The 19415-nt window shown below is 33.8% G+C and carries 16 protein-coding genes; 8 read left to right on the plus strand and 8 right to left on the minus strand.

The genetic code is table 11. The features are described 5' to 3' along the window. Positions 1-299: 299 nt before the first annotated feature. Positions 300-1481 (plus strand): hypothetical protein, encoded by a 1182-nt coding sequence (locus EAG08_RS02360; RefSeq protein ID WP_164998512.1) that lies wholly within the window; start codon positions 300-302, stop codon positions 1479-1481. A 2-nt stretch (positions 1482-1483) separates the two neighbouring features. After that, on the plus strand, positions 1484-2665 hold the full coding sequence (locus EAG08_RS02365) for an AtpZ/AtpI family protein (RefSeq protein WP_129534039.1): 1182 nt from the start codon (positions 1484-1486) through the stop codon (positions 2663-2665). A 69-nt stretch (positions 2666-2734) separates the two neighbouring features. Here EAG08_RS02365 and EAG08_RS02370 read toward each other — a convergent pair whose 3' ends face one another. Genes EAG08_RS02370 through EAG08_RS02385 form a run of 4 tightly spaced genes read right to left on the minus strand, consistent with a single transcriptional unit; the run spans position 2735 to position 8300 of the window. After that, on the minus strand, positions 2735-5248 hold the full coding sequence (locus EAG08_RS02370; RefSeq protein WP_129534040.1) for an Hsp70 family protein: 2514 nt from the start codon (positions 5246-5248) through the stop codon (positions 2735-2737). A gap of 1 nt (position 5249) precedes the next feature. After that, a complete protein-coding gene (locus EAG08_RS02375; RefSeq protein ID WP_129534041.1) occupies positions 5250-5540 on the minus strand; it encodes a hypothetical protein in 291 nt (96 codons plus the stop codon). Positions 5541-5592: 52 nt separating this feature from the next. After that, positions 5593-6606 (minus strand): WD40/YVTN/BNR-like repeat-containing protein, encoded by a 1014-nt coding sequence (locus EAG08_RS02380; protein ID WP_129534042.1) that lies wholly within the window; start codon positions 6604-6606, stop codon positions 5593-5595. A 50-nt stretch (positions 6607-6656) separates the two neighbouring features. Further along, positions 6657-8300, minus strand: a complete 1644-nt coding sequence (locus EAG08_RS02385) for an APC family permease (RefSeq protein WP_129534043.1) — start codon at positions 8298-8300, stop codon at positions 6657-6659. A 163-nt stretch (positions 8301-8463) separates the two neighbouring features. On the opposite strand from EAG08_RS02385, the gene pnuC reads away from it, so the two are divergent. The 5 genes from pnuC to EAG08_RS02410 all read left to right on the plus strand — a co-directional run bounded on the left by pnuC (position 8464) and on the right by EAG08_RS02410 (position 14354). Further along, positions 8464-9132 carry a nicotinamide riboside transporter PnuC gene (pnuC, locus tag EAG08_RS02390; RefSeq protein ID WP_129537201.1) on the plus strand — a complete coding sequence of 223 codons (669 nt, stop codon included), beginning with the start codon at positions 8464-8466 and terminating at the stop codon, positions 9130-9132. A gap of 5 nt (positions 9133-9137) precedes the next feature. After that, entirely contained in the window at positions 9138-9704 is a 567-nt protein-coding gene (locus EAG08_RS02395) for a hypothetical protein (RefSeq protein WP_129534044.1), read from the plus strand. A 92-nt stretch (positions 9705-9796) separates the two neighbouring features. Further along, positions 9797-10567 (plus strand): diaminopimelate epimerase, encoded by a 771-nt coding sequence (gene dapF, locus EAG08_RS02400; RefSeq protein WP_129534045.1) that lies wholly within the window; start codon positions 9797-9799, stop codon positions 10565-10567. Positions 10568-10599: 32 nt separating this feature from the next. Beyond that, positions 10600-11625: an endolytic transglycosylase MltG gene (gene mltG / locus EAG08_RS02405; protein WP_129534046.1), complete on the plus strand. Its 1026-nt coding sequence runs from the start codon at positions 10600-10602 to the stop codon at positions 11623-11625. A gap of 167 nt (positions 11626-11792) precedes the next feature. Then, positions 11793-14354: a TonB-dependent receptor domain-containing protein gene (locus tag EAG08_RS02410; RefSeq protein WP_129537202.1), complete on the plus strand. Its 2562-nt coding sequence runs from the start codon at positions 11793-11795 to the stop codon at positions 14352-14354. Positions 14355-14406: 52 nt separating this feature from the next. Here the strand turns inward: EAG08_RS02410 and EAG08_RS02415 are convergent, their stop codons facing one another. The 4 genes from EAG08_RS02415 to EAG08_RS02430 are packed head-to-tail and all read right to left on the minus strand — an operon-like array spanning position 14407 to position 17511. Then, the gene (locus EAG08_RS02415) at positions 14407-14844 is read right to left on the minus strand and encodes an adenylyltransferase/cytidyltransferase family protein (RefSeq protein WP_129534047.1); all 438 of its coding nucleotides are present in this window, start codon (positions 14842-14844) and stop codon (positions 14407-14409) included. A gap of 31 nt (positions 14845-14875) precedes the next feature. After that, the gene (gene galE / locus EAG08_RS02420) at positions 14876-15898 is read right to left on the minus strand and encodes a UDP-glucose 4-epimerase GalE (RefSeq protein WP_129534048.1); all 1023 of its coding nucleotides are present in this window, start codon (positions 15896-15898) and stop codon (positions 14876-14878) included. 44 nt (positions 15899-15942) lie between these two features. Further along, positions 15943-16383 carry a hypothetical protein gene (locus EAG08_RS02425; RefSeq protein WP_129534049.1) on the minus strand — a complete coding sequence of 147 codons (441 nt, stop codon included), beginning with the start codon at positions 16381-16383 and terminating at the stop codon, positions 15943-15945. A 3-nt stretch (positions 16384-16386) separates the two neighbouring features. Continuing rightward, the gene (locus tag EAG08_RS02430) at positions 16387-17511 is read right to left on the minus strand and encodes a DegT/DnrJ/EryC1/StrS family aminotransferase (RefSeq protein ID WP_129534050.1); all 1125 of its coding nucleotides are present in this window, start codon (positions 17509-17511) and stop codon (positions 16387-16389) included. A gap of 168 nt (positions 17512-17679) precedes the next feature. On the opposite strand from EAG08_RS02430, the gene EAG08_RS02435 reads away from it, so the two are divergent. Beyond that, complete coding sequence (locus EAG08_RS02435; RefSeq protein ID WP_129534051.1) at positions 17680-19284, plus strand: S8/S53 family peptidase; 1605 nt, start codon at positions 17680-17682, stop codon at positions 19282-19284. Positions 19285-19415 lie beyond the last annotated feature (131 nt).

Below are 19415 nucleotides of genomic sequence, written 5' to 3' on the forward strand. Positions count from 1 at the left end.
ATATTGATTGTAAAAAAGAAAAGTTCTATGGGTGAGATTGGTTATTTCGAAAACAAGGTGCTGAACGTGCCGCTCCTACGGAGCTCATTGTAATGTCTAGGATTATTTTCTACAAACATATCGCTCCTACGGAGCTTCTCTAAGGCAATTGATAGGATTGACTTTTTATTTTAATTAAATCAAACAAGTTTTAAGAAATGATCTTGAGAGCAATAAGCTTTCTAAATTTTTAAATTAATACAACAGAGCGTAAGAATTATCAATAAATTCTTTTATTTTGCACAAACCATTTGATATCCATGCAAAATTTCAGATTGAAAGAATTTGTAGAACAGAACATTCAGAATTTTAATCCTAAAAACCCTCAGGATTTGATTAAAGCTGAAAAACTGTTAAAAGCCGAGAGCAAATTAAACCAAACTTTCAGCATTAATGAAATTGAAGCATTTTTAGATTTCATTAAAAATCAGAAACAGAATTTTGATGAAATTCTGAAATTGCCCGTCATCAAATGTATTTACACAGACATTTATCCCCAAAATCTTTCCTTTAAGCCTGATTTAAGAAAAATTTCCAAAGATGAGCTGGAAGATTTTAGCGAGTTATTTACTCCAAACCTGAAAGCATTTCTTTCTGAGGCTGTAAGGAAAAACCAATGGCAGAGTCTGATTTATTTTCAGCAATATTATGCTTCCTTTTTCAGTGTAGAATCTTTAGATTTTTATAAGAATTTACTGCACGATCGGAATCATTTAATCATTGAAGGTATACTGAAAAACAAAGATCTGGTCACTTTCAAAAAAAATTATCCATTTGCTACAGAACGTAAATTCTATTATCTGCAAGGTCTCATTGACGAATTTGAATTTGATGACGATGTACTTTCCATTAACAATGTAGTTGCCGAAATGCAACGAACGAACATTAACAATAAAGTCATTCTCGGTGAAATTCTGACGGCCATTTATGGTTTTAATTCTGAAAATGAGGTGACGAAAAATATCATCCGCAACAACCAAAGAGTTGCTCAGGAATGGAAAGATGAGAAAAGCGGGTTTCTCAATATGATTGCTTATCATATTGCGGGTTTCTTTCTAAAGAATAAAAGCCCTGCATTAATTATATTTCTGTCAACAGTTATTATTTTAGGATATCTTTTCAGTTTCATCTATGTTTTTAGTTTTGGTATCAAAGCATTGATGTTTTACCTGCTGACGAACGCAGTAGCCATCTATCTGGCTTTTAGAAATTTTAAATATTATTTCAGCCAAATCAACTTACATGACAAAGTGGATGCTTTAGGGAAAATATCGGCTACTATTCTGATTACGATGGTAATTTCTTTTCCTCTGATGGTTGTGGTGGGTATGGGTTCGCTTTACGTTTTCGACTCTGTAGCAGATCGTAAATTCCCTACACAAATCATTTTACCGGTAATCATCATCGGAGTGAAAATCTATATGTACAGAAACAGAAAATAATTATGTCGCAGCTTCAATTATTGGATATCATTAAAGAAACATTGCCCCATTTTGATGCCGGCAACCCTTCTGATTTGATAAAAGCCGAAAAGATTTTAAAGATTCACCAGAAAACAAATCCTGATCTGCAGCTCAATGATATTGAGAATTTTATTGAGTTTTATAAAGATAATGGTAACAAATATGAAGCAATTCTTCAGGATGAGAACCTTCAAAAGATTCTAAAAAATGAGGACTTCAAAATAGATTCTTCACAAAACAATATTCTCTCACAACCCCCTTCTCTGCGTGAAGATTTTGGAAATGATTATGAGGAAAACATTCAAAACTACATTCAACTGAACATTAAAAATAACAACTGGAAAAATATCAGAGTGTTCTATAAAAACTATTTCCCGATTATCAGTTATGAAAATAAGGATTTGTTGATCGACAGCATTACGACAAAAAACAATCTGGTAAGAGGAACAATTCCGTACACTGATCAGTATCATTTGCTTCTAAATCAATACAGACATTCGGTAGATCCTGATTTTTACGCTCTGCAATCGGATATTGATTCGGCTTATTTTAATGAGGAAATACTGGATATCAACAATGATTTGGCAAACCATCAGCATACAACTCAGCAGAATAAAGTCTTTTTAGGCAAAATTTTCGTGGCGCTGGCAAGCTTTGATGCTTATACCGAAGAACTGAGAGGATTATTAATAAAAAATTCAAGGATTGGAGCCAAATGGATAAATCCTACTTCAGAAATCATCACTGTAGAAAAGAAATCTACTCGAAAATACATCGAAAAAGAATACGGAAAATACGAAGAAATCACCTTGCTCGTAATTTATCTATCTCTCCTGATATTAATTTCTTTTTTTCTATACATAAAATTAGATGAATATTTTTGGACTTTCCCTGTCTTCGAAATTGCTTTCTTTTTACTTTTAAATAAAAGATTAAATGGTCATTATCAAGAAAATCCACCTTCAAATGGAAATCTTTCAACCCGCAGAAAGATTAAAAAATTGGTTGTGAAATTTTTTATACTTCAGATCTATTTAATAATTATCGCAATTTCTGTTGTAATTGGTTTGGGATTAATCGCTTTAATCTTTGCTTCTAGTGGTGTAGGTGCTGTGGGAATCGTTTTTGCAATTTGGATTATTCGGAGGATTATGAAAAGATGAAAGTAAATTTAATCTAAAAATTTTTACTAAAAAGCAAAAGCCATCCGAACAATCAGATGGCTTCTTCAATTATTTCAATCCCAGATTTCCGTCGGTGTCTTCAAACGGATTTTTTGGTTTTACTTTCAGCAAGTCATATAGTCCCTGGATGACATATTTTACTTCTTTAAAGTTGTTATTTTCCATGGCTTTGTCGCCGGCATCAAAAAGTTTCGTGGCTTTTTTCTGATCTTTATATTCGTCGATATCTCTGTATTTGTAGTAATAATACAATGATGCGTACGATTCATCTTTTTGATAGTAAATTTCCGAATGCAACTTATCTAATTCTTTCGTTTTTCTTTTGATGAGTGACTTCTCGTTGGATTCCAGAAATATTTTTTCATCTTTAATAATTTTTTGGAATTGCTCTTTCTGTCTTTGAGTTGCTTCTTCAAGCTGACTTTCCAAATCAGTCTTTGAAATTTTATACTCCTCTATTTCGTAAATGACATCACGAAAACGGACAATCTTGTCATATTCCTGCAAAGCACGTCTTTTTCTCTCATCCAACTGGAAAATCCTTTCGGTCTGTTCATCTTCCTGCACTTCAATCAGGTCAAATTTAATTCTGAAAAGCTCGTCTTTAATGTTTTTAAATTTCACCAAAACAGCAATATCTTCAGGATCTGCTTCATCTACATTTTGAACATAACTTAGCTCAGTTTCTATTTCATCAATTACTTTGTCGATGTCTTTCTGAAATTTATCTTTATTAATATGCTTTGTATGCGGATTGAACACTTCATTTTTCTCAAAATCTACCGAACTGATGTACACAGAAACCGACAGATCGCGGGACTCGCTCATGCTGAATTTCAGCTCGATATCCATTCCTTTTAATAGGTTAATCGGTAGATCTTTTGAATTGATTTCAATATATCCGATGCTCATATTGCTCGCAGGAAGTGTGGCATTTTTACCCTCAAGAATATTGATAATCAGTTTATCGTCAGCGTCTTTATTAAAGTTTTTTGAGGTAGTTTTATAAATAGTCTTTTTAAGCGGAAGAATATCATTTTTCTTAAAAATTCTTTCCAGATAAGTGCTTCCAAAATTATCATCCACTTCAAGGCAAATGTCATTCGGTAACGGCTGTCCGGAAATATTATAAATTCCGTGATTAATCGAAATATCATTCTGCTCAAAAACCACATTTTGATTTTGATCTGATACTGTCAGACTAAACTGGTTGATCTGCTTGGGAAGAATCTTTACAAACTCGGAAAACTTATTTTTAAAGCTCATCAAACCCGTATCAAAACCTCCGTCTTTTCGGGTAATTCTGTAATATCCATCAAAGTCTCCTTTAACGCTTCCCACCAGAAGTTCTTCATCATCCTGCGTATTGACTTCGTAGATCAATTTTAAATCAATCTTATTAGAATTTTGAATTTCTTTCTGGTCTGAACTTAAATGAGTTTCAGTTTTAATTATTTGAGTATCTTCTTCTTTAGTTCCTGCAAAATAGGCTGCACCCACCATCACTGCTGTCGACGGATCGATTGAGTGATCTACAGTAATTCCGAAAACCTCTTTCAGATGCTCTCTGATGTACGGAATGTAAGTCGTTCCGCCTACCAAAATAATTCGTTCAATATCACTCGTCGATTTTTGATTTTCTTCTAAAAGTTTCTTGATGAGGGTAATTGTTTCATCCACTTTTGGAGCGATGACTCTGTTAAAATCGTCTCTCGAAATTTCAAAATCGATATAATGATCACCGTCATTCAATTCAAGTTCGGTATTGATGGTCTCTTTTACGGATAATTCTTTTTTGGTCTCTTCAGCTTTGTACAACAGTTCATAGTATAGTTTTGCGTAAAAACTATTCTCTTTAGACATCAGCTTTTTGAAAAGTGATTCTTCATTCAAAACCGCTTCAATTTTCGGAACAAACAAATGCTCAATCACCAAATGGTCAAGGTCAATGCCACCTAAAAAGTTGTTTCCTTCATGATCTGTAATTTTCAGTTCCCGTTCATTGATTTTCACCAAAGCAACATCGAAAGTTCCGCCACCAAAGTCATACACCAGCCAGTTTTTTTCTTCAGACTGATCCTGAGTCTGAAAATTAGCATACGCCAAACACGCTGCAATAGGTTCCTGCAAAAGAACAACCTGCTGAAAACCTGCTAAAAGACCTGCTTTTTTGGTAGCATTAGACTGTACGGTATCAAAAGATGCAGGAATTGTGATGACAATAGATTGAGGTTTTTCGTCCTGAATAAAACTCTGCAGCTCTTTCAAAATCATCGCCGAAAGCTCTACAGGGCTTTTTTGTTCCTCGGTATCGGCAACATCGTACAAATGTTCTGTACCCATCTTTCTTTTGAAAGAAGAAAAAACATCCAGATGCGCTGATTTCAAAAGTTCTCTGGCCTTATCACCAATGAGAATTCTCCCTTTTTTGTAGGCTACAATTGAAGGTAACGTATCGCTGAAGCCTACAGGATTTTTATAAATCTGAACTTTTCCGTCTGCAAACTTTGAAATCCCCGAATTGGTAGTTCCTAAGTCTATCCCAAAATTTATGTTTCCCATCTTATTCTGCAATTACAATTCCCTTCTGCAACAATATATTTCCCGAACCGTCATTCTGAAAAATGGCAGGTTTCAGGACTTTGGTGATGATTGGTTTTGAAGAATTTCCAATAAGATTCGCTTCCAAAGAAGTGTCTCTGGAATCATACAGTTTCCCGATAGGATTGTTGACAGAATAGCCTAATTCTTCGAGCGCGTGATGTATTCTTTCAAAATTTCTTTCAAAGATTGAAATATCCTGATCTTTTGATTTTTTTTCTATTTCAAAGATTTGATTAATGATATTCAGCATGAATTATTGATGTTTTTAAAAGCACAATTTAATTATTTTTTGTTGAAAATAATCAATTGAATTTCATTTTTACGATTCTGTCTTTACCGGCAAAAACTACGGTATTTTTATCAATCCATTCACAAACGAAAAGTCCTTTTTCATCAGAAATTTTCTTCCATGTTTTTCCGAAATCTGAAGAATAGCTGATATGCTGATCGCCGACTGTAATGATTTCTTTCCCTTTAGATTCTGGTTTTATCTTCACGCAAGTTGTGTATCCCGCATTTTGTCCAGATGCCTGAATTTGCCAAGTTTCTCCACCGTCATTTGTCGTTGCAATATTGTTGGCGTTGGCGTCTTGTTTAGTATAATCACCACCGACTGCGATCCCGAATTTGTCATCTAAAAAATCAATTGAATAAATTCCCTGTGATGAAATTCCTTGAACAAAAGGAGTATTGAAAGCTTCCAATTTGTCATTTTTAAGATTTAATCTCAAAATTCTTGAAGAATTTCCTCCAGTTCCAATCCAAAGATAATTTTGTCCTACGGAAATATTGCTATTACTTGCTGCAAACGCTGCCTCACCAACATTCAATTTTAAATGTGAATAGTTTTTAATTTCGAATTTTTCTTTATTTAAATTGAATTGCAATAGTTTTAGCTTTAAATCTGTTGAAGGATCTGAAAAAGCATAAAATTTATTTTTATTAAAATATAGAGCATCATAAAAAGCAGTTTTTACAGTATCGGTGAATACAATTTTATGCGTGAGATCTTTCTTATCAATTTTAAAAAAATAAGCCGGGCTTTCAATATTTATCACATAAAACGATTTTTTATCCTGCGCCAAAGTTCTAAACTGCAATTTCTTCTCAGACAATTTTATCTGCTTTTGCTTTTTAGGATTTTTTAAATCTACATATCCGAATTTTGAATCTGTTCCGCTGTACCAGACTTTATTGTCGTAGATTTCTAGAGCTCTGATGCTGATTTTATCATTGAGTAAAGTTTCAAAACTTACATTTTGGGCAAACAAAAACATTCCGAAGAATAGAAATAGTGTGGGAAATAATTTTTTCATAACAGTCAAATTTAATCAAAAAAAAATTCCGCATAAAGCGGAATTTAAATTTATTCTTTATTGTCAATGTTGATATTGACGTCTTCTAAAGGTTTTTGTTCAGCCTTGAAGGTTTCTCCATAACCGCCATTCTGCAGTTTTGAATTTCTCTTACTGTAAAGGAAGTAAATAATAAACCCGATAATCAACCAACCAAATGAGTACATCTGTGCTTCTTTACTAAGGTTGAAAATCAAGTATACATTGATTGCAATTCCTAAACAAGCAATTACAGGCAATGCAGGAACTCTGAAACTTCTTACCAAATTTGGTTCTTTCACTCTTAAAACCCAAACCGCAACACAAACCATTGTAAAGGCAAATAAAGTTCCAAAACTTGTCATGTGTGCCAACTCGTTAATTGGTGTTAATGATGCTACAATTGCAATAACTGTCCCTAAAATCATTAAGTTTTTTCTAGGAACTCCAGAAGTAGGATTTACTTTTGAGAAAGTTGCAGGAATAAGACCATCTTTAGACATTCCTAAGAAAATTCTAGACTGTCCCATGATCATTACCATCAATACAGAAATCAAACCTACAGTTGCAGCAATCGTGATGATGTAACCAGCCCAAGCCTGACCTGCAATATCAAATGCATACGCAACAGGAGCTTTAATTGCATCCGGATATTTACCTAAAGGATTAAAATCTGTATAATGCATCATTCCTGTAAGAACAAGTGATACTAATATATATAAAATTGTACAAATTACTAAAGAAGTGATGATCGCAAAAGGAACATCTTTTTTAGGATTGATTGCCTCACCTGCCTGCGTAGAAACGGCATCGAAACCTACATAAGCAAAGAAGATAGCAGAAGCTCCGGCAATAATTCCGCCATAGCCGTATGCTTTGTGGGAGACTCCGTTTTCTGTAATGGTCGTTGCATCAGGGATAAAAGGTGTCCAGTTAGCAGTATCTATGAAGAATAAACCTGCAATAATTACGAATATAATTGCAGAAACTTTTAAGATTACGATAAAGTTATTGGCTTTAGCAGCGCCTTTTGTACCTCTCAATAAAATCCAGATTACAAATAGAACGATTACCAATGCCGGAAAATTCAAAAACAGTTTAAAATCTAATAATTCAGGAGCTGCATTAAAGTTATTAATGGTTTCTTGAAAACCTAATAATTTATCTGCAGGAAGTTTTCCTTCCGCAATCTGTTTTGTAGCTTCCCCGAATGCTTTATGAGCAGTTCCAGGATCTGTGGTCATCCAATAAGGTAGATGAAGACCAAACATCTTGAGAAGTTTACCAAAATAACCCGACCATGAAACGGCAACCGTCATCGATCCCATCGCATATTCTAATATCAAACCCCAACCGATAATCCAGGCAAAAATTTCACCTACCGTTCCGTATGCATACGCATAAGCAGAACCTTCCACGGGAAGTATTGACGCAAACTCAGCATAACACAAAGCTGCAAATACACAGGCAATACCCGCTACTACAAAAGAAAGTGCCAATGCAGGCCCTGCGTTGTAATAGGCACCAGTACCTGTAAGTACAAAAATTCCTCCTCCGATAATAGCTCCAATTCCGATAGCAGTAAGGCTCCATTTTCCTAAAACACGTTTTAGTTCGCTCTTCTGTATATCAGCTTCATAAGCACTCATTGGCTTTTTAGCCCAAATTTTTGACATATTTTTTATTTATTAAAGATTTACGAAAATATAAAAATTTTAACGATATTAACATTTATTAATAAAAATTCATGATTTAATTTACATTTAAAAATATAAAAAACTGATTTCCACTTGTTTTACATATTTTAAAGTGACTGTTTTTTTACTTATTTTTGACCTCATGAATGTATATGATCTCTTTGTAAAACCGTATGAAACCTATACTGATTTGCAAATTTTTCTGGAAGCTGCAGGAACTCTGTTCGGAATTTTGAGTGTTTTCTTTTCTATCAAAAAAAATATCTGGGTTTATCCTACCGGAATTATTTCTACCATCATTTATGTTTACCTCCTTTTTATTGCAGGATTGTTGGGAGATTGTATGATCAATGTGTATTACACAATCATGAGTATTTATGGCTGGATTTTGTGGCAAAGAAATTCTGAAGATAATATTCATGTGGAAGTTTATTGGGCTACTAAAAAAGAATGGTTGATTTCTATATTGCTTTTCGTATTCAGTGTGATTCTGGTGATGATTATCTATTTTTATAAACCTTTGCTTGACAACAACTTTATTTCAGAAAATGTGCAGTACGGTTTTCATCATCTGGATTGGGCCAACTGGATGGATATTTTCACAACATCAGTATTTCTAGTCGGAATGTGGCTGATGGCAAAAAGACGCATCGAGAACTGGATTTTCTGGATTTTAGGTGATCTTATTTCTATCCCGATGTATATTTACAAAGGTTACGGAATTACTTCGGTACAGTATTTGGTTTTTACTGTGATGGCTACCATTGGCTATATTCAATGGAAGAAAAATTTTAAACAAAACAATATTTAATAAAGATGAAAAATTTAATAAAAATAGCATTCTCAATATTCATTACATTAAGCTTGTCTTCTTGCATGTCTTACAATAATGCATACACTGACACATACGGAGATCCTTATTATAATGATGGATATTATTATGCGCCCCAAGGTTATTACAACACAGGAGGATATTATGGTAATGATGGATATTACTACAGAAATAACATGCAGTACCAATATGACAACGGTGTTCCTTATTACTATGGTAATAATAGAACGAAAGTTTATGTAGAGAAAAGAAGTACATCTCAAAGACCTGCAAACGGATTCACCAATAAGCCAAACAATAACAATAATGGCAATTATACTAATCCGAGAAACAATAATAACGGGAACGCAACCAATCCTAGAAACAGTGGATTTAGAAATCAGGGAACTAACAACAATAACGGACAAAGACCTCAGCAACAAAGTACCCCGAGATCAAACAGCAATAGTGGTTTCAGAAACAATACAAACAGTACCCCGAACACACAAAATACCACACCAGCTACACCGCAAAACAACTCAACAAGATCCGGCGGAGGATTCAGAAGATAATCATTCTAAATAAGTAAACGGACAGCCATCGCTGTTCGTTTTTCGTTTTAATTATAGTAATTTTGCACGTTAGTTTTTAGACAAAATAAAGTATGGAATTTTATAAATATCAGGGAACAGGAAACGACTTTGTAATGCTAGATAACCGCTCTGGAGAGTGGAATAATCTTTCTATTAAGCATATCCAAAAACTTTGTGACCGCCGTTTTGGGATTGGTGCTGACGGGTTAATCAAGATAAATACAGCAGAAGGTGTAGATTTTGAGGTTGATTATTACAATTCTGACGGTTCAAAAAGTTTCTGCGGTAACGGAGCTCGTTGTTCGGTTGCCTTTGCACATTTCCTTTCTATTTTTAAAAATAACAAGACCGTATTTACAGCAATTGATGGACTTCATGAAGCTGAAATCGATGAAGATATTGTAAAACTGAAAATGGGTGACGTTGATACCATCAACACTGATGGTGATGATTCCGTTTTAGATACCGGTTCGCCGCATTATGTAAAATATGTAGAAGACATTTCTAATTTCAACGTTTTTGCAGAAGGAAACAGCATCAGAAATTCTGCAAACTATCAGGAAAAAGGCATCAATGTGAATTTTGTTGAAAATATTTCTGATGATGAAATTTTCGTAAGAACCTATGAACGAGGCGTTGAGGACGAAACTTACAGTTGTGGAACCGGAGTTACCGCTTCTGCTTTAACTTTTCTCCAAAAAAGCAATCTAACCTCCATAAAAGTTAAAACGTTGGGCGGTGATCTTAAAGTGTATGCTGAAAAAAATGGAAATTCTTTCCAGGAAATTTGGCTCGAAGGTCCAGCAAAACAAGTTTTCAGTGGTAAGGTTGATCTTATTTAAATAAAACAAAAACTTTTAATCAATTATCTATAATGAAAAAAGCTATTCTCATTATCGTACTCCTTATTCTTGCTGTGGCAGGATTTTTTGGTTTTAAATTTTACAAAAAATATTACGGAAGCAACGTACAGAAAGATGGGTACGTTTTGATTCCGCATGGGGCAGAATTTAAGCAGATTTTAGATTCAATTACACCCTATATTGATAATAAAGAAGCATTCATTGATGTTGCAAAAGATAAATCGATGGATCAGTATTTCAAACCCGGACGTTATCATTTCCAAAAAGGAGCCAGCAATACCATTCTTGTGAATATGATTAAAGCAGGAAATCAAACAGCAAATTCATTCAGAATCGGAGATTTCGGAGACATTTATCAGATGATTGGGAAAGTTTCTAAGAAAACTGAGCTTGATTCATTAAGATTCGTCAATGATTTAAATAAAATTGCTTCTGAAAAAGGATACAAGAATGCTGAAGATCTTAAAAAATATTTTTTCATTGACACTTACAATTTCTTCTGGACGGTAACACCACAAGAGTTTTTCAAAAAATTTGAAGATCAGTACAATGAATTCTGGACTGCCGATCGAAAAGCTAAAGAACAGAAATCAGGATTATCAAGAGAACAGATTTATTCGCTGGCATCTATTGTTTACAAAGAATCTGGCGGGAAACCTGACGAGATGAAAACGATTGCAGGGTTATATCTAAACCGTTTCAGAAAAGGAATGAAACTGCAGTCTGATCCTACGGTAATTTATGCAATAAACAAGCAAACCAATTTTAAAGAGCCTATCAAAAGAGTTTTATACAAACATCTTACTACTCCATCGCCATACAATACGTATGCTAATGCAGGAATTCCTCCGGGACCAATTTGTGTAGTTGATAAAAATTCTGTGGATGCCGTTTTGGATGCAGAAAACAACTCTTATATTTTTATGTGTGCAGACCCTGCTAGAATGGGTTATCACAAATTTACAGCTAGTGCAGAAGAGCATGTTATCAATGCTAAAGCGTATCAGGATTGGCTCAATTCAAAAAATATCAAATAGTAAACATATTTAACTAAATTTTAACAATTTAGCAATTAACAAATCGCAGTAAAAGGCGACCTATCTATTAAGAACAATAAACGAATTGTGAGAGACTGAAAAATTAATTATTTAATAATTTCATAATATTAAATATGTTTTTCATGATTTCACTTAAAGAATCTCTTATGAATCAGACGGAAATAATCAGCATGATTACGAAGAAAACCTTGGGGTTGACTTTTGTATTATCTGCAGCGGCTTTTGCCTTCGGACAGGAAAAAGTAGGTGTAACAGGAACTATTGTAGATAAAAGCAATCAGCCGGTGCCTTATGCATCAGTTACATTTAGCAATAAAGCGAATAAACTTTTCAGTGATGCTACACTGACCGACGAAAAAGGTCAATACAAACTTGAATTAACTCCCGGAAATTATGATATTTCTGTTGAGGCAATCGATTTCAAGAAAAGTGTTATCAATAAGCAGATTGCAGCAGCTGGAAACATCGGTGCTTTATCAATTGAAGCTGAAGGATCTGCTACCAATCTTAAAACTCAGGACATTCAAGGCGTAACAATCACAGTTGCTACAAAGCCTTATAAAGTAGAATTAGATAAAAGAACATACGACCCATCTCAGGATATCGTAAGTAAAGGAGGTAACCTTCAGGATGTTTTATCGAATGTACCTTCAGTTTCTGTGGATACAGACGGAACGGTATCGATGAGAGGAAGTTCAAACGTAAGATTCTTAATCAACGGAAAACCTTCAGCTCTTCTTGGAATTGACGATGGTGCCAACGCTTTGCAAAGTATTCCTGCAGATCAGATTGAGAGAATTGAGGTAATCACCAACCCTTCTTCAAAATTTGAAGCAAGCGGAACGGCTGGTATTTTAAATATCATTTTAAAGAAATCTAAGAAAACAGGTTTCAATGGTAGTGTTATCGGAACTTTAGGATATTTACCTCAAACAAATTTAAACACTAACTTAAGCTGGAGAAAAGGAAGCCTTACGTGGTTTTTGAATGGCGGCGGTGGTTATCGTGAATCTAAGAATACGAATAAAACTGATAACTATTTTACTAATGTAACCAACATCGGTGGCACTTTACAAAGTAATCAGGAAAACATCAGCGACAGCAAAAATAACAATTATAATGCCTCCACAGGAATTGTTTACGATGTATCTGATAAAACTTCAATCAACTTATCAGGAACTGTAAGAACATTTGACAGCGAAAATACAGGTAACGTAACGTACAGCAACCAACTATTTAACGCTGCCAATACTTTTAGAAATAGAAAAACTAACAGTTTTAATAACAACCTTGCATTTCAGGGTGATATAGGATTAGATCACAAGTTTGATGATAAGGGTCAGAACATTGCTTTATCATTGAGTTTACAAAGTAACAGATCTTACAATGATACTGATATTAATGAAACGAATAATGGCAATTTTGAATTGCAAAATATCATTAATCAAACCACGAAGAACAAAACACTAATTGGTAAGGCAGATTATGAGCTTCCAATCGGAGAAAATTCTAAGATTGAAGCAGGTTACAGAATCGACATTAATCAAAATGATTATGATAATGATGTAAGAGAAAGCACTGCAAATGCACCAGCATTGAATTTCTTAGGAACATACACTTACGAAGCTAGATACAAAGAAATGTTTAATGCAGGATACTTACAATTCAAAAGTAAAGTCGGCAAGTTAAGTTATCAGTTGGGGGTAAGAAATGAATATTCTAATGTAGATATCGATTATACCAACTTGAATCCCGCAGATGAAGATATCAGAAGCAGAAAAAGTTATAATAATCTTTTCCCAAGTGTTTATCTTAGCTATGAATTAGCTAAAGACAGCCAGTTTTTATTAAACTATACAAGAAGAATAGATAGACCAAGATCTTTCTTTTTGATACCTAATCCTAACTACAACGATAACCAAAATATCTTCGACGGAAATATTGATCTAAATCCTTCTTATGTTGATTCATACGAATTTGGTTACAGTATTTCTAAAAAGAAATTTACTATTAACCCAACGCTTTACTACAGACATCAGACTGACGATACAAAAATGTTGGTGTATAACGAAAAGGAAACATTTATCAATAGCCTTGGTCAGCCGGAAGACAGAATTGTTTTCCATACACAACCTATTAACTTAGGATCTGATGATCGTTTTGGTTTAGATTTAAACTTTAACTGGGACGCAACAAGCTGGTTGAAGTTTTTAGGTAACGTTGATTTATTTGGGTACAAAACAAAAGGCAGCGTACTTTACAACACATTAGATAGCAAAGGAAACCCAATTGTAGCAACGGCAGACTTTAATGGTAGCGGTTTTTCTACAAGAGCGAGATTGACTTCAACATTTAAAATTGACAAAACATTCAGCTTCCAATTACAAGGTTTTTACAGAGGAGCACAGAAAACTGCTTACCAGGATAGAAAAGATATGTATGCGTTGAGTTTAGGAGCTTCAAAAACGATTTGGAATGGTAACGGAACATTATCATTCAATGTGCAAGATATTTTCAATACCAGAGCAATGAGATCTACCACTTATGGTGAGAACTTTACGAGAGAATCTTACATGCAATGGCAGCCAAGACAGTTTGCGCTTTCACTGACGTACAGATTCAAGCAAGGTGAAAAAATCGAGCAACCGAAGAGAAAGAAAGATGTAAATTCTAATGCCACAGGAGACGAACAACAAGGTCCGATGTAATCAGAGTTTAATGAACATAAAAAGTCCCGAAATTTAAATTTCGGGACTTTTTTTATTTTAATAATTTTGACATTTCAGCTTCGTAGATTCTTTTTCTTAAATCGCTTGATGAAAAGCGGTGATCTCTTTTATTATAAAAAATCTCAATACCTTTTTCTTCGCAATATTTTTTTCCGGTGAAATCTCTGTCCATATAATCATCTCCGATAATTCTCACGTCGATCACAAAAGACTTCAAAATATCTTCCAAATCTTCTTCTGTATAGTAAGGAATTATTTCGTTCACAGCATTGACAGCTTTTAACTGAATATATCTTTCAACAATAGTCTGAGTGGGCTTATTTTTTGTAGGTCTGTCGTGAGAAGGATCAATCTGCAATCCTACAATCAGATAATCACAAACTGTTTTTGCTTCCTCCAACATTTTGATGTGTCCTGCATGTAATAAATCAAATGAGGAAAATGTAATTCCTATTCTTTCGGTCTTCATATAAATTCTTGGTGTATTATTTTGTTATAAATTAATTTTTTCTAGACTCTAAATACTTCTGCCAATCCCATACCGTTTTTAATGCTTCTTCCAAAGAAGTTTCAGATTTCCAATTAAGTTCTTTTTCTGCTTTATCAACATTAGCATAAGCGATGGTGATGTCACCTTCTCTCCTATCGCAAATTTGATAAGGTACAGCAACTTCATTTGCAGATTCAAAAGCTTGTACGACTTCCAAAACTGAAGAACCTTTCCCTGTTCCCAGATTATAGATATCAATTACAGTTTCTTCTGAATTATTATTCATTAAACTTTTCAAAGCTGCAACGTGCGCTTTCGCCAAATCTACAACATAAATATAATCACGAACTGCCGTTCCATCTTTTGTAGGATAATCATTTCCCCAGACGCTTAGTTTCTCACGAATTCCTGCAGCAGTCTGCATCACGTAAGGCACAAGATTATTCGGAACACCAATCGGTAATTCTCCAAGCAAAGATGACGGATGCGCTCCAATCGGATTAAAATATCTCAACAGACAAATTTTACTTTTGTAAGCCGTAGCAAAATCTTTTAAGATTTCTTCTCCCATCTGTTTTGTTTTACCATAAACGCTTTCCGGCATTTTCAGCGGAGTATTTTCATCGATTGGCATTTCATCAGCCTGTCCGTAAACTGTACAAGATGAACTGAAAATAAAGTTTGAGATTTTTCTTTCTTTAAATTCCTGAAGAACATTGATTAAAGAAAACAAATTATTTTCATAATAATCAATGGGCTTTTGCTGGCTCTCTCCTACTGCTTTGAAAGCTGCAAAGTTGATACAACCTTCGATATTGTGTGCGTCAAAAACCTGATGCAAAAGTTCTTTTCTCTTCAAATCGAAAGGATAAAATAAAGGTCGTTTACCTGTAATTTCCTCAATATTATTTAAAATAAATTTTTCCGAATTGGATAAATCATCAACAATAACCACTTCAAAGTTATTATTGATCAGTTCTACCACGGTGTGGGAACCGATGTATCCAAGTCCGCCTGTTACAAGTATTGCCATTTTTTTATAAGTAATGTGTAATTGGTAATGAGTAATGAGTAATGTTAATTTGGTTTTCCTATTTCGTCGATTTCTAAATATTCAAATTTATCTATTGATTTATATTTATGAATTAAAAAAAGCACTCCAAATATAATTAAATAAGGTATTGGTGCAGTGTAAAAATCAGCCTTATTTTCACCAAAATCCTTTACTACAAAAATTGAATAAATTAGAAATACAGAAATTATAAGTAGTATTAACAATACTACTACTGAAAAGACAATAGTTGAATTTTTATTTTTTATAATTAGCATTACCAATGATATCAGCGATAAAATACTGATCAAAGTTATTGCTGTAAATGAAAATATATCTAATATACTATCAAAGTCTTTTGTCTCAATTCTATTGTTTACTCCTACTAAAAAAGAAATCGATATGGTAATGTTTAATAAAAGTATAATCCAATAAACAAATTTATACTTAAAAACTTTCCTTTTCATTCTTTATTTCATAAACTCCAACACAGCATCCGTAATATACTTCAACTGTTCTTCGTCTAATTCTGTATGCATCGGAAGAGAAATCACCTGATCCAAAAGCTTATCTGTATTCGCAAAATCTGCATCATTACTTTCCTGAAAATAAGCTTTTTGTTTTCTTAAAGCTACCGGATAATAAATCATTGCAGGAACTTCTTTTTCAGTTAAAAATTTCTGCAATTCGTTACGTTTTCCGTTAAGAATTCTTAAAGTATATTGATGAAAGACGTGTGTTGAGTATTCAGCTCTTTTTGGGGTTAAAATATTTTCGTTACCAGCAAAAGCTTCGTCATAATAGTCAGCTGCTTTTCTTCTTGCATCATTGTAAGAATCAAGATTCGGAAGTTTTTTTCTTAAAATTGCTGCCTGGAGGCTATCTAGTCTAGAATTTACACCAACCTCATCGTGATAATATCTTTCGTACATTCCGTGATTTACAATCCCTCTTATTTTATATGCTAATTCGTCATTATTTGTAAAAATCGCTCCACCATCACCGTAACAACCTAAGTTTTTAGATGGAAAAAAAGAAGTAGTTCCTACTGTTGACATCGTTCCTGCATCTCTTACAGTTCCGTCTGAAAATGTAAATTGAGAGCCGATTGCCTGCGCATTATCTTCGATAACGAATAAATTATGTTCTTCAGCAATCTTCAAAATCTCTTCCATATTCGCACATTGTCCGAAAATATGAACCGGTATAATCGCTTTAGTTTTTGGAGTAATCGCCTTTCTGATTTGTTCTGTAGAAATTGTAAAAGTATCATAATCTACATCTACCAAAACAGATTTTAATTTAAGCAAATGAATAACCTCTACGGTTGCTGCAAAAGTAAAATCAGCTGTAATTATTTCATCACCTTCTTGTAAATCCAATGCCATTAAAGCAATTTGTAAAGCATCAGTTCCGTTTGCGCAAGGAATTACGTGCTTTACATCAAGATAAGTCTCCAATTCGTTTTGGAAAGATTTCACTTCAGGACCATTGATGAACGCAGCAGAATCCATCACATTAAGAACCGCATTATCTACATCATTTTTTATTTTGTAATACTGACTTTGCAAGTCAACCATCTGTATTTTTTTCATACGTAAATTTATTTTTTCTAAGTTAAATGTAACCGCTTTACTATTATTATTTTTTCACACAAATCTTGCGCAGCGATTTCACAAACAAATATTTTCGTAAAAATAAGGAATTTAAAATCCTATCAAAAATTTTATTGAATTTGTTTTATCTTTATACAAAATAAAGAGATGAAAAAACTTTTATTATTTTGTTTTCTAACAGGTTATGGATTGAGTAATGCACAGACCGAACTTGTTTTTGTTTATTTTAATGACAAACCAAATAAGGCAGCATTTTATGCGAATCCTTTGTCAGAGCTCACTCAAAAGGCATTGAATAGAAGAACTGCTTTGGGAATTGCTCTCAATGATCAGGATGCACCTATCGAACAATCATACATTCAAAATCTTCAGAATTTAGGATTTACCATCACAGATTATTCTAAATGGTTGAACGGAGTTGCTGTAACTGTAAACCAGGCTCAGGTTAACTTGATTAAAGCACAGCCTTTTGTACAATCGGTAGAAAGTTTCGCTAAAAACTCTTCTTTGACCTTAAAGGCTCAACACTTTAATAAATGGGAAAGTTTTGAACAAAATCAAAAAACTTTAACAACTTTTGATTACGGATCTGGTTCTGCACAGATTGATCAAATTAATCTGCGACCACTTCACCTCGCCGGATATACAGGAACAGGAGTTACAATTGCGGTGATTGATACAGGTTTTCCTACAGTCAATACCGGTACTGCGTTCTCAAGATTATGGACCAATAATAAGATTAAAGGTGGCTACGATTTTGTCACAAAAACTTCAAATATCTACGAAAGCACATTAAATAACCATGGAACGGTGGTTTTAGGAGCTATTGGCGGATATATTCAGGATAGTTTTGTGGGTTCTGCTCCAGATGCAGATTTTTATTTATATCGAAGCGAAAATGCTACAGTAGAAGTTCCCGAAGAAGAATTATATTGGATTGAAGCTGCTGAAGAAGCCGATAGAAAAGGTGTTGACGTTATAACGACATCTTTAGGTTATAATATTTTTGACGACCCAAAATACAGTTATACGTATGCTCAAATGAACGGAACTACTTCTTTCATTGCGAGAGCAAGTCAAATTGCAGTAAGCAAAGGAATTTTTGTTTTGATCGCTATGGGAAATTCAGGGCAACAACCTTGGCATTACCTAATGACTCCTGCAGATAATGCACAAGTTTTTAGTATTGGTTCAGTAGATTCTGCGGGACTTTCTTCTGGATTTTCATCTTTCGGACCCAATTCTTCAGGAGTTATCAAACCTGATGCGAGTGCGAGAGGATCAGCAGCTACAACGGTGAATAATAATTCTACAATCTCTGTTACAGGAACTTCCATTGCAACACCTATTGCAGCAGGCGGAGTTGCATGTCTGATACAAGCATTTCCTGCAATGAACAGAAATACGATGAGAGCTCAATTAAAACAAACTGCATCACTGTTTCCGAGCCATACTGACCAAATGGGATATGGAATTTTAAATTTTGGAAGTTTGTATAATTCTGTTTTAAACACTTCCGAATTGGTGAAGAAAGAAAAATTGGTCATCTTCCCAAATCCGGTAAAGTCTATTTTAAATATTGCAACTGAAGGTGATGTTTCGTCTCTTGAAATTTATGACAATCTTGGAAGATTGATTAATAAAATTAATAATCAAAAATCAATGAAAGTCGAAGATTTTGCGAAAGGAGTTTATTATTTGAAAATTCAGACGAAAGACAAAGTTTATTACGAGAAATTTATAAAAGAATAATGTATTATTTTTACAATATAAAAAAGGATTAATAGAACGTTTTCAGCTAAAAAAACTTGTTATTTTGAATTTTTAAACAGAAAACAACTTACAGTTGTCATATAACAACTAAAAGTAGCGTAATTACAACT

It is taken from the genome of Chryseobacterium sp. 3008163, from assembly GCF_003669035.1.
In the GTDB taxonomy this organism is placed as follows: Bacteria; Bacteroidota; Bacteroidia; order Flavobacteriales; family Weeksellaceae; genus Chryseobacterium.